The organism is Tamlana crocina, from assembly GCF_012037625.1.
Map to the genome: position 1 here is coordinate 1 of NZ_JAAVJS010000141.1, position 520 is coordinate 520.

Sequence of the window (520 nt, forward strand, 5' to 3'; positions counted from 1 at the left end):
ATTGCTTCTCCAATTTGATTGGAAGCAGTGAATGACGCGATCATATTATTCAACATGTCACTTCCTGTTTGAGGAGAATTAGGAAGCAGTATCAGGTTACTTTGAGTTTCTTCTCCAAGGGACTGCAAGGTGTCGTAGTGCTGAGTTACAACGATAAGGGCAGAAGCTTCCTGGGAATTGATCCCGACATTATTCAGTACATCAACACTTTCTTCTAATCCGCGGGCGATCTCACGGCGTTGGTCGGCAATACCCTGACCCTGCAGGCGTTTACTTTCAGCTTCTGCACGGGCTTTTGCTACGATCTTGATACGTTCCGCTTCAGCTTCATATTCGGCTGCTACTTTTTCTCTTTCCGAAGCATTGATGCGGTTCATAGCAGCTTTTACCTGTACATCGGGATCAATGTCTGTCACCAGGGTTTTGATGATGTCATATCCGTATTCCTCCATAGCTTCATTCAGCTCCCTTTTTACGGCAATAGCTATATCATCTTTTCTTTCAAAAACGTCATCCAGTT

The 520-nt window shown here is 44.4% G+C and carries 1 protein-coding gene; it reads right to left on the minus strand.

Annotated elements, in window-relative coordinates; translation table 11 throughout:
* Window positions 1-520 (minus strand): SPFH domain-containing protein (locus HC176_RS16020; RefSeq protein ID WP_245234924.1); only part of this gene is annotated, 520 nt, incomplete at both ends.